The sequence below is a fragment of the uncultured Abyssibacter sp. genome (genome assembly GCF_964000955.1).
Taxonomy (GTDB): Bacteria; Pseudomonadota; Gammaproteobacteria; order Nevskiales; family OUC007; genus Abyssibacter.
This window is the reverse complement of record NZ_CAXFCL010000131.1, coordinates 1-10,784: the sequence shown is the minus strand read 5'-3', so window position 1 is coordinate 10,784 and position 10,784 is coordinate 1. Positions and strand designations below refer to the sequence as shown.

Here is a 10,784-nt window from a genome sequence, read left to right as displayed (position 1 = left end):
TGCCTATTCCGACGAGATTCTCCACCGGGCACGGATGTCGCCGTTCCGGATGACGGACCAGCTTACCGATGACGAGTTGCGTGTGTTGCACGCCGCGATCCACGCGGTGCTCACCGAATGGACCAACCGTTTGCGTGAGGAAGCGGAGGCGAGCGGTGGCTGGCCGAAGAAGGTCACGGCGTTTCGACCGGAGATGGCCGTGCACGGACGCTACAGCAAGCCCTGTCCGGACTGCGGTTCGCCGGTGCAGCGCATCGTCTACGCTGATCGCGAGGCGAACTATTGCGCACGATGCCAGACCGATGGACGGTTATTGGCGGACAGATCGCTGTCCCGGCTGCTGAAGGACAGCTGGCCGAAAAACCTGGATGATTTGTAACTACGGCGGACGGTGTCGAGGCTGCGGCTAACGACAGCCGTTCTGCCAACTTAACTATCAGTACCAACGGGTGGAGTGGCCGCCCTGGAACGAGTGATGTCAGTCAGGCGGGTTATTTTCACGCTTTTCGTGTGGGTCGGGGCGGCCGCAATGCACGCCTGCGGAGGCGGCGGGTCAGACGGCTCATCCCAACCGCGCGACCCAGTGGTCAGCGTGGGTGAGACCAGTGTGCGGGTCGAAAGGGAATCGACGTGGACATATCCGGTTACCGAGACCATCGGTATCACGGTTTCGAACGTGCCCGAGAGCGGGCTTTATGTGGCGTCCACCGAGCCACCGGACATGCTGCAGGACGTGTCAATCACAGCCCGGACGCAGACGACGGGTGACCTTAGTTTCCAATTTGTACCACCTTCGGAGATCGGTCCGGGGATTCATACGGGCGCCATGGCGTTTGCATTCTGCATCGACAGCGCTTGCGAGATGCCGATCGAAGGCAGTCCGTTCGAGATTTCTCTGACCTATGTTGTTAACGCACCGGTCGAGCCGTTCTATCCCGAGCAAGAGCAAGCTCCGGTTCCACCGCCACAGATGAAGCTCGAACCACTGGGTGTCTTTCCTCATGATGTTGTTGATGCGCGCTATTCTGATGCGTTGAACGGGCTTGTGATCGTTGGAAACCAGCCTGGGCCCGGTCTTTACCTGTACAGCCCGGCGATGGAATTGCTGGCTTCGCTCGAACTCGGCGCACCCGTTGATGAGTTGGAACTTACGCCAGATCAGACTCGGGCTGTGGTGCGAACCGACCGGAGCTTTACGCTGGTTCAGCTTGCCAACGACAGTGGTGAGCCGGATCTGCGAGTGCTCGCAAGTCGCCAGATCGGGTCTGCATCAGTCGTGTTCGACGCGGTCATTGACGACGATGCCGTCATCTATGCGGTCGGCGATATCGAGGATGGTGGCGCGCGACTGTTCCGGTTGCCGCTGCGTTCACTTGGGCTGCAGAGCGTAGAGGTCAGCTTCCATCTCGAGAGCGTGACGTTAGACAGCCGTGTCAACCGATTGATTCTCTCCCCGACCTCTACGTCTGGCGTGACCGGTCGGTTGATTTTTGACATATCAGACGGCCAGATGGCGTTGTTGCGAGAGACCGTTTCCGATTTCTTTGGCCTGTGCGGGCCGCTTTATCCAATCGAGGGTCGGCTTGCGCTCGCCGCGTTCTGTGGCGCGACAGCGATCTACTCCGATGACCCTTACGATGCCCTGATCTACGATGGCACGCTGCGAAACCCTGTCTATCGAGAACCACTCGTGCTTGGTGCGCAATGGGTGTCACTCAGTCAGTCGGGTGCAGGTGAGCCCATCGTTGCAGTTCAGCAGCATCTCGGCGTGGGGTGTGCAAGCCAGGACAACACGAACTGCGCAAGCTATTTGACGGTCATGGATGCTGATCACCTCGGGTTGATCCAGGATTTCCGAATCCCTGATCGGCAAGTCGATGGGCAGCCGCAACCTCAGCGTGCGTTGAAGGTCTTTCACACGGCGGATGGTTCCGGCGGTTTGTTGCTGTCACGTCTGCTCGGTGACGTGGACGAGACAACGGCCTTCGCGCTCGGTGCGTTTTCCTTGGGTGGTCTGACACCAAATCCGCCGTTTGAACCGGACCCTGGCACCTACCACGAGCCCGTCTATTCCGACACATACGCGCCGCTGCCGGTCACTGATCGCCGGTTCATGTCCCACAATGTTGTTTCCGGTGCGCAAAGTCGTGCGCTCGAACTCGTATTGCTGGCGTCGGATTTTCCGGCGAACGCGTTGCATGTTTACTCGCGTGATCTGGCCCAGCACTGGACAGTGTCGCTGGTCAAGCAGCCGATTTCGCTGGAAGTTTCAGAGGATGGCCTGACGGCGATTGTCGGACACGATGCGCGTCTTTCGGTCATCGATCTGAGTCAGATCATCACGGCACAGGGTAGTGGGGCTTCCGTTGTAGCGGTGTCCACCGACGCGTTCAACTTCGGCGTAGATAACTCGGGCCGAGCATTTGTTGTGGCTGAGGTGGACGGGGTGTCCAGTCTGCGTGCCATCGATCTGGTCACCGGGAATCAGGCCGCTGCCCCGCAAGCGTTTGCCGAAGACGGTCCGATAGTCGTGGATGACATGCAGGCGGCTGTCTACCTCGCGAATCAGCATTGGGTCTACAAGTTCGACGTGAGCGGCAGTGTGCCGGGGGCGGCTTCCACCACAAACTTGACGTCATCGACGGAGGGTGCGCGCCTCATCCGCTTGTTCGAGCTGGACGATGGCCAAGTCATGGACGCCGGCGGTTCACTTTACTCGACTTCCTCCGATCCGGCCGAGGACATGGCTCGTGTCTTACGGCTTGATCTCGGGCGTCAGGACGGTCTTGAGTTTCAGGTCTACTCGGTGGATCGTGAGGCGCCCCAAGGGGATCTGGTGGTGATGACGCAGTTGGGCTTTGAGTGTCGAGGGCAAATCGGTCCCCGGGGGTGTTCGAGTCGTGTCATCCGGTATGACGGCGCGACGCTTGAGCAGAAGCAGGCGTGGGTCGTGAATCCGGTTGTGATCGACGGCAAGCCATTTACGCAGGTGCCAATGGCGGTGTTCCTGGACGAGTCTCGCGAGGACCTGCTGCTGGTGTCACGCCTCCATGGGAACCGGCCGCCAGACGGGCGTTACCTGTTTTCAGAGGTGACGATATCCGAGACCGACGTGGACCCCGAGTACCTGAAAACAGCTGGGACTTGGCGGTTGCAGGGCTTCTGGCGTGCCGCTGACGGCGCGGTCAATTCTTGGAACTGGGCACCGTGATGTTCAGTTCCAGAATCTCTGTGTCGCCATCGCGCTCGACCTCGATGTTCACCGCGTCCTCGCCGACGGCGACGTACTTGCGGATCACTTCCAGCAGTTCTTTCTGCAGCTTGGGCAGGTAGTCCGGTGCATGCAGCGCGCCGGCGCGCTGATGGGCGACGATGACCTGCAGGCGTTCCTTGGCGAGCTGCGCCGTGCTCGGCTTGTTGGCGCGAAAGATGTCCATCCAGGCCATGATCAACCCCCGAATAGCCGGTTGAGGAAGCCCTTGGAACTGGGGTCGAGGAAGCGGTGAGCGCGCTCTTCGCCCAGGAAGCGCGCCACCATGTCCTTGTAGGCTTCGGCGGCCTGCACGTCCGGCAGGGAGATCACCGGCGAGCCCTGGTTCGAGGCGTTCAGCACGTCCTTGGATTCCGGGATCACGCCCAGCAGCGGAATGGCGAGGATGTCCTTGACGTCCTCCACCGATAGCATCTCGCCGCGCGCGACACGGTTGGCGTCGTAGCGGGTGATGACCAGATGCTCACGGACCGATTCGCCGGATTTCGCGCGCGCCGTCTTGCTCGACAGGATGCCGAGCACGCGGTCGGAGTCGCGCACCGAGGAGACCTCCGGGTTGGTCACGATCAGCGCCTCGTCGGCGAAATGCATTGCCAGCAACGCGCCTTTCTCGATGCCGGCGGGCGAGTCGCAGACGATGTACTCGAAGTCCTTGGACAGCTCGTCGATGACCCGGGCGACGCCGGCTTCGGTCAGCGCGTCCTTGTCGCGGGTCTGGGAGGCCGCGAGGATGTAAAGATTCTCGACGCGCTTGTCCTTGATCAGCGCCTGCTTGAGCGTGGCTTCACCGGCGATGACGTTGATGAAGTCGAACACCACCCGGCGTTCCACGCCCATGATCAGGTCGAGGTTGCGCAGCCCCACGTCGAAGTCGATGACCACGGTCTTGTGGCCGGCCTGAGCCAGGCCGGTGGCGAATGAGGCGCTGGTGGTCGTCTTGCCGACGCCGCCCTTGCCGGAGGTCACTACGATGATCTTGGCCACAATTCCCTCGCCTGCTCGATCACAAGTTTTCGATCGTCAATGTGTCTTCGACCAGCCGCACCATGGAGGGCCGGTCACGATGTTCGGATGCGATGTCCTCGGCGACCAGATAGTTCCCGGCCACCGCCACCAATTCCGCTTCCAAGGACTGGCAGAAAATTCTCGCGCTCTCGTCGCCGCGACAGCCGGCCAACGCCCTTCCGCGCAACGGCCCATAGACGTGGATGCTGCCATCGGCCAGTACCTCCGCGCCTGCGCTCACCGGCGCGTGAATCACCAGGTCGGTGCCGCGGGCGTAGAGCTGCTGACCCGAACGGACCGGCTGATCGACGATACGCGCCGCCGGCCGTTCGTCGGAGCGGGGGCGCGCGGTCTGTGTATCCAGCGCGCCCTGCTGGAGCACGCCCAGCCCGCTGGCGCGCGCCGTTGCGGCCGTCGCCTCGTCGGCGTCGACCACGGCCACCGGCATCAAGCCCTGCGCACGCGCGATATCCGCCACACGAGCGATGTCGACAGCGTGCCGGTTCAGGTCGATCAGCACCGGCAGGCCGTTGAACAGCTTGGGTGCGCGCGCGACTTCGGTCTCGATACCCGCGGTCACGCGCTCGGTATCCGATGAATTCAGCCGCAGGACGGTCAGACTCATGACCCGACCCTTGAAGATGACGTCGTTCTGGCTCACGAGCGCTGCGTGGCGGGGCCCGTGCGGGGGTAAACCCCGGAGCCTGTATGGATGTTGCGGTGCGAGAACACGCGAAAAGTCTAAGGGATGCTGGCAGCCGCCACCAGAGGGTCCGTCACCCGCGGAATTCGTGAAGCGAGGTGAAGTCGAAGTAAACTGATCGTGCTCGTTCCCTCGCCCACAGAAAGAATCAGCCCATGCGCCAGACCGTTAGTGCGGTACCGACCGTCCTGTTCTTCCTGATTGCCGGTGCGCTGGCGTCCGGGTGCGCCCCGCAAATCTATTCCTTTGCGGACCCGGAATTCGGCCGCGACCGGCTGTTCGAGGCCCCGAACGTTCTGCCGCCGGCGATCGGCGTGAGCGTCGAGTACGAGGTCAACGGCCGTCCGCACCAGGGTGAATCCCAGGCCTCGCGTGACTATGTCGCCTACATTCTGGGCAAGTCCCGGCTGACCCAGATCATCCGGCAGGAGGCGGAAACGCCCAACACCCCCATGCTGGTCATGAAGATCAGTCACACCTTCGACGCCGGGCAAGCGCGCAAGGCCGGCATGGTTTCGGGCGTGACCTTCGGCGGCAGTGAAGGCGAGATGCGTGACGAGTACAACATCCAGGTCTCGCTCAAGAATCCCAAGAAGGCGCCGCCGCCCGACGTGCTGTACGACAGTGGCGAACTGGGCGTTTATCACCATGCGGTCGTCACCCGAACGGGAGGCAGCGCGAATGGCCTGCTGCCCTCCGACTATCCCGGTGCTTACAAGCGTGTGCTGGAAACCGTGCTGACGCGCTTTCTGAAGGACCTGGGAACCGCCGAGAGAGACGCGCATTCGATCATTTTCGTACCGGACGCGCGCTCGGACGAGTAGCGATACATCGCAAGACCGGGGGGATTCATGCCGGCGATGTCGGCGCTGACAGGAGTCGGTTCATGAACACACCTCCATCCACACACGAGCAGGTCGTCGGCGGTCTGGCGCGATGCCTCGTCATCCTGGCGACGTCGGTGCTCGGTGCCTGCCTGACCTTCGATTCCTATCTCGACCCGGCCTATACCCGCTATTCCCTGGAAGGACAGGCGCCGGGCGTTTTGCCGGAACGCATCGGTCTGCGGGTTCGCTACCAGGCGAACGATGTCGAGGACCCGGTGCGGTCGGGCGTAGGTTACGAGCGGATCCGGTCGCTGATCGAGCGGTCGGGCGTATCCAGCGTTATTTCCCCGGATGCCCTGACTGTGTCGGACCCCGTGCTGGTGGTCGACATCGATCATCGCTTTGATGCGGAGCGGTCGTTTCGTGCCGGAATGGTGACGGGCATGGCCATGGGATCCACGCGGGTAAAGAACTCCGTCCGCGACGAGTTCAGCGTGGCGTTGAAGCTGATCGGCGGCGATCAGCCGGACGTGGTGACCCAGGGCCTGTATGAGCATGCGATCGTCACCACGATGACCGGCGGCCCACCCGGCATCGAACTGATCGAATACGAAGCGGCGTTTGATCGTGTCATGGATGATGCGCTGGCCAGGTTCGTGCATGACCGGCGCGTGGCCGAGACGCGACCGACGCCCGTGATCGTGTTGCCGGAGCCGCCTGACCTGTCCGAGGACGAGGAGGGCAATCGCCCGGCGATGCGATGATCCACGATGCCTTCACGGGCGGACATGACCGGGACTTGCAGGAGCGGCGCACTCCATGGGAGCCTCCACGCATGAGCACACGATCCCTCGTTACCACTGGGTGGGGTGGCGTTGAACTGGTCTGACTACGACCCCAACGGGTTCTTCGATGAATTGTTCGAGGCGCGCGGCAAACCCCGGCCCTCGGCGCGCACGCTGATCGACTACCTGGCCGGCATGAGCCGCGAGGAGTTGGCCGACCGTCGCATTGCAGCGGACCTGGCGATCAAGTCCATGGGCATCACGTTCACCGTGTACTCCCAGGGCAACATGCTCGACCGAACCTGGCCGTTCGACATCCTGCCCCGGATCATCGACAGCCGGGAGTGGGCGCGCACCGAGGCCGGTCTCAAACAGCGCGTGCAGGCGCTGAACCTGTTCATCCAGGACATCTACACCGACCAGAAGATCATCAAGGACGGCGTGTTCCCGCGCGAATTGCTGGAGCAGTCGGTGAACTACCGTCCGCAGTGCGAGGGCATGCGTCCCAAGCACGGCGTTTGGGCGCATATCTGCGGCTCGGATCTTGTACGCGACGGCGACGGCACGCTTTACGTGCTGGAAGATAATCTTCGCGTGCCATCCGGCGTGTCGTACATGGTGGAAAACCGCCTGGTGACCAAGCGTGTCTTCCCCGAGCTGTTTGCTCACAGCAGCATCCTGCCGGTCGACGAATACCCGGCCGAGCTCTACGAAATGCTCGCCAGCCTGTCGCCGCGAGGTGGCGACGAACCGTTGATTGTGCTGCTCACGCCAGGGGTCTACAACTCGGCGTATTTCGAGCATGCCTACCTGGCGCAGCAGATGGGTATCGAGCTGGTCGAGGGGCCGGATCTCGTGGTTGGCGACGACGATTGCGTGTATCTGCGCAGCGTGGAAGGCCTGACCCGCGTCGACGTGATCTATCGCCGCGTGGATGATCTCTTCATCGACCCGGAAGCTTTCAACCCGGAGTCCATGCTGGGTGTGCGCGGACTGATGCGGGCCTGGCTCAAGGGCAATGTCGGGCTGGCCAACGCCCCCGGCTGCGGCATGGCGGACGACAAGGTCGTCTATGCCTACGTGCCCGAGATCATCAAGTACTACCTCGACCAGGACGCGATCATCCCGAACGTGCCGTCGTTCCTGTGCCACCGCCAGAAAGATCTGGATCACGTGCTGGCCAATCTGGACAAGCTGGTCGTGAAACCGGCCAACGAATCCGGCGGCTACGGCATGCTCATCGGGCCGCGCTCCAACGAGTCGGAGCGCAAGGCCTTCGCCGAGCAGATTCGCAAGAACCCGCGCAACTACATGGCGCAGCCGACGTTGAATCTGTCGGTTTGCCCGACCATTTGCGACCAGTCGTCCATCGAACCCAGACATCTGGATCTCCGGCCCTTCATTCTGTCCGGCGAGTCGCAGTACGTGACCATGGGGGGGCTGACGCGCGTGGCGATGGTCAAGGGCTCACTGGTGGTCAACAGTTCGCAGGGCGGGGGCAGCAAGGACACCTGGATCGTGGAAGTGGACGAATGACACGAGGTGCGCGCTGATGCTGTCCCGCATGGCCGACAACCTGTTCTGGTTCGGGCGCTACGTGCAGCGCGCCGAGAACACCGCGCGACTGGCCAGCGTGCATGCCAACCTGATTCTCGACATGCCGCGTCGCGCGGTCGTCGCCTGGGAATCGGTGGTGGACATCACCGGCAGCCGGTCGGGTTTCGTTGAGCGCTACGACGGTTTCACCGAGACGAATGTTGTCCGCTTCCTGCTGGTCGACGAAGCGAACCCCGGCTCCATCCTGGCGTCCCTGGCGCAGGCACGCACGATTCTGCGCGCCGCTCGCGATGTCATGCCACGCGAGGTCTGGGAGGAGATCAACAAGCTGTACTGGTTCGTGCGCGACACCGATGCGAGCACGCTGGAACGGCGCAAGCGCGGGGAATTCCTGGACACGGTGATTCGTGGCTGTCTGCTGGTCGACGGGATGATCGGCGAGAACATGTCGCATGATCTGGCGTTCCGCTTTCTGCGCCTGGGCTCGAACCTGGAGCAGGCGGACATGACCTCGCGCATCGTCGATGCCTCCGCGCTGGGTCTGCTGCCGCCGCGTGACGATGAGCTGCTGCCGTTCTCCAACATCCAGTGGCGCAGCGTGCTGCTGTCGCTGACCGCGTATCAGATGTATCGCCGCCACGTGCGCAAGCGCGTGTCCGGCCCCAAGGTCGTGCAGTTCCTCACGCAGAACCGGGATTTCCCGCGGTCGATCGCGTGGAATCTGGACAGCATCTGTCACACCCTGGCCCGGCTGCCCAATCATGTGTCACCGCTGAACGTCGCGAGAACGCTGCGCGCCCGCGTCTGCGGGGCGGACCTGACGGTCTTGCCGCAGTCCCAGGTCTCCGACTACATGGACGAGTTGCAGGCGAAGCTGGCCGAGCTCAGCAACGTGATCACGGAGCACTACTTCCGGCCCGAGCTGGCGCCGGATGCGATGAGTCAGTCGCAGTAACTCGCCGGGTCAACACCCGCGATACAAATACAACGGAGACGTACATGGCCACCATCGAGTTCTTCTGGGACCCGGTCAGTCCTTACACCTATCTGGCGGCAACGCAGCTGCCAAAGCTGGCAACCGACTGTGGGGCGTCCCTGGTCTACCGGCCGTTCCTGCTCGGCGGCGTGTTCCAGGCCACGGGCAATCGTCCGCCGCTCACGGTCGCCAGCAAGGGCCGCTACATGATGGGCGACCTGCAGCACTGGTCGCGGTTCTACGCGGTGCCGGTGACGCCGCCGGAGAACTTTCCGGCCAACTCGGTCCGCGCGCTGCGGGCGGCGCTGGTCGCCGAGGAGCAGGGCGTTGGCGAGGCGTTCGCGCAGGCCATCATGCGCGCCTACTGGGGCGAAGGCCGCGATATCGCCAGCGAGGATGTGCTGGCGGATGTCGCGCGGTCCGTCGGCCTGGACCCGGAGCAGGCACTGGCCGCGAACGGGCGTGATGATATCAAGGCGGCACTCAAGGCCAATACCGAGGAGGCCGTGGCGCGCGGCGCGTTCGGCGCCCCCAGTTTCTTCGTCGGCGATCAGCTGTTCTGGGGCAACGATCGCCTGGAGTTGTTGCGGGCGCATCTGACGCGCGCGGCTGCTTGAAATTGCCTGCCGGGAGCATCCAGCCGGCCGGCGCGCGATCGTCGGTGCTGCGAGTGCGCGGTTTGCGCTACCACCTGTGGCACTGGGGCCGGCCCGACAAGCCACTGCTCGTGTGCTGCCACGGCTGGCTGGATACCGGCGGGAGCTGGCAGTTCGTCGGCTCGGCGCTGGCCGAGCAGTTTCATGTCGTCGCGCCGGACTGGCGGGGCTTCGGGTTCAGCGAGTGGTGTGGTGACCACTACTGGTTCCCGGACTACGTCGCCGATCTCGACAACCTGCTGTGTCAGCTCAGCCCGACCGACCCGGTGCTGCTGGTCGGGCACAGCATGGGCGGGCAGGCGACCAGTCTGTTCGCCGGCGTCCGGCCCGACCGGGTCCGGCGTCTGGTCCTGCTGGATTCGCTGCTGCTGCCGGACGCGCCGCCCGAGCGTGCACCGAAAGCGCTGGGCGGCTGGCTGGATGCATTGCGTGATCCGCCGCAGCAACGGGTCTATCCGTCGTTCGAGGAGTTGGCGCGGCGCATCGCCAAGCGCAACACCCGCCTCACCCCGGAGCGCGCGCTGGCTGTCGCGCGCGTCTGGGGGCGGGAGCGCGCCGATGGCCAGATCGAGTTGCTCGCCGATCCCCGCCATCACACGCACAACCCCATTCTTTATCGGGCCGCCGAGTCCTACGCGGTGTGGAAGCAGGTCACCGCGCCCACGTTCTTCCTGGATGCGGCGGATTCGCCGCTGCGCAAGATGACCGGGGAAGACGAGCTGGCCCGGCGCCGAGCCTGTTTCGCCGATCACCGACAGGTCGTCATCGACGACTGTGGACACATGATGCATCACGATCAGCCGGAGCAGGTCGCGGACGAGATTGTCCGTTTTCTCCATGCGTGAATCGGAGCATTGCCTGGACTGATCGCGCAGGGTTTGCGGTGCGGTCGGTGCAACCCTATCCTCGATATGGATTGCCGTCCGGCCTGCACCGCCGTTGTCGACTCGGGGCATCGCGACACGAACCAACCGGTGCGCTTTGTTGTCGACTCGGTACGGGTT

At 63.3% G+C, this 10,784-nt stretch carries 11 protein-coding genes; 8 read left to right on the top strand and 3 right to left on the bottom strand.

Annotated features, from left to right (window positions below):
• Positions 1 to 379: zinc finger domain-containing protein (locus tag ABNS06_RS06005; protein ID WP_348673215.1), on the top strand; the 379-nt coding region annotated here is incomplete at its 5' end.
• A gap of 213 nt (positions 380 to 592) precedes the next feature.
• Complete coding sequence (locus tag ABNS06_RS06000) at positions 593 to 3,211, top strand: hypothetical protein (RefSeq protein ID WP_348673214.1); 2,619 nt, start codon at positions 593 to 595, stop codon at positions 3,209 to 3,211.
• On the opposite strand, the gene minE is transcribed toward ABNS06_RS06000, so the two are convergent.
• Genes minE through minC form a run of 3 tightly spaced genes read right to left on the bottom strand, consistent with a single transcriptional unit; the run spans position 3,186 to position 4,937 of the window.
• Positions 3,186 to 3,446 carry a cell division topological specificity factor MinE gene (gene minE / locus ABNS06_RS05995; RefSeq protein WP_348673213.1) on the bottom strand — a complete coding sequence of 87 codons (261 nt, stop codon included), beginning with the start codon at positions 3,444 to 3,446 and terminating at the stop codon, positions 3,186 to 3,188. The genes ABNS06_RS06000 and minE overlap by 26 nt on opposite strands.
• Positions 3,447 to 3,448: 2 nt before the next feature.
• Positions 3,449 to 4,255: a septum site-determining protein MinD gene (minD, locus tag ABNS06_RS05990; protein ID WP_348673212.1), complete on the bottom strand. Its 807-nt coding sequence runs from the start codon at positions 4,253 to 4,255 to the stop codon at positions 3,449 to 3,451.
• A gap of 19 nt (positions 4,256 to 4,274) precedes the next feature.
• Entirely contained in the window at positions 4,275 to 4,937 is a 663-nt protein-coding gene (minC, locus tag ABNS06_RS05985) for a septum site-determining protein MinC (RefSeq protein WP_348673210.1), read from the bottom strand.
• A 197-nt stretch (positions 4,938 to 5,134) separates the two neighbouring features.
• Between minC and ABNS06_RS05980 the strand changes: the two genes are divergently transcribed.
• From ABNS06_RS05980 to ABNS06_RS05955, 6 genes are all read left to right on the top strand, one after another.
• Positions 5,135 to 5,803, top strand: a complete 669-nt coding sequence (locus ABNS06_RS05980; protein ID WP_348673209.1) for a hypothetical protein — start codon at positions 5,135 to 5,137, stop codon at positions 5,801 to 5,803.
• A 62-nt stretch (positions 5,804 to 5,865) separates the two neighbouring features.
• Positions 5,866 to 6,570: a hypothetical protein gene (locus tag ABNS06_RS05975; protein ID WP_348673208.1), complete on the top strand. Its 705-nt coding sequence runs from the start codon at positions 5,866 to 5,868 to the stop codon at positions 6,568 to 6,570.
• 105 nt (positions 6,571 to 6,675) lie between these two features.
• Positions 6,676 to 8,127, top strand: a complete 1,452-nt coding sequence (locus ABNS06_RS05970; protein ID WP_348673206.1) for a circularly permuted type 2 ATP-grasp protein — start codon at positions 6,676 to 6,678, stop codon at positions 8,125 to 8,127.
• A gap of 16 nt (positions 8,128 to 8,143) precedes the next feature.
• Positions 8,144 to 9,103, top strand: a complete 960-nt coding sequence (locus tag ABNS06_RS05965) for an alpha-E domain-containing protein (RefSeq protein ID WP_348673205.1) — start codon at positions 8,144 to 8,146, stop codon at positions 9,101 to 9,103.
• A gap of 44 nt (positions 9,104 to 9,147) precedes the next feature.
• On the top strand, positions 9,148 to 9,741 hold the full coding sequence (locus ABNS06_RS05960; RefSeq protein WP_348673204.1) for a 2-hydroxychromene-2-carboxylate isomerase: 594 nt from the start codon (positions 9,148 to 9,150) through the stop codon (positions 9,739 to 9,741).
• Positions 9,738 to 10,625, top strand: a complete 888-nt coding sequence (locus ABNS06_RS05955; RefSeq protein WP_348673203.1) for an alpha/beta hydrolase — start codon at positions 9,738 to 9,740, stop codon at positions 10,623 to 10,625. The genes ABNS06_RS05960 and ABNS06_RS05955 overlap by 4 nt, the downstream gene beginning before the upstream one ends.
• The last annotated feature ends 159 nt before the right edge of the window (positions 10,626 to 10,784 follow it).

Coding starts and splice junctions, on each gene's coding strand:
- ABNS06_RS05980 (WP_348673209.1), top strand. CDS start 5,135: ATGCGCCAGACCGTTAGTGCGGTACCGACCGTCCTGTTCTTCCTGATT.
- ABNS06_RS05960 (WP_348673204.1), top strand. CDS start 9,148: ATGGCCACCATCGAGTTCTTCTGGGACCCGGTCAGTCCTTACACCTAT.
- ABNS06_RS05965 (WP_348673205.1), top strand. CDS start 8,144: ATGCTGTCCCGCATGGCCGACAACCTGTTCTGGTTCGGGCGCTACGTG.
- minE (WP_348673213.1), bottom strand. CDS start 3,446: ATGGCCTGGATGGACATCTTTCGCGCCAACAAGCCGAGCACGGCGCAG.
- ABNS06_RS05975 (WP_348673208.1), top strand. CDS start 5,866: ATGAACACACCTCCATCCACACACGAGCAGGTCGTCGGCGGTCTGGCG.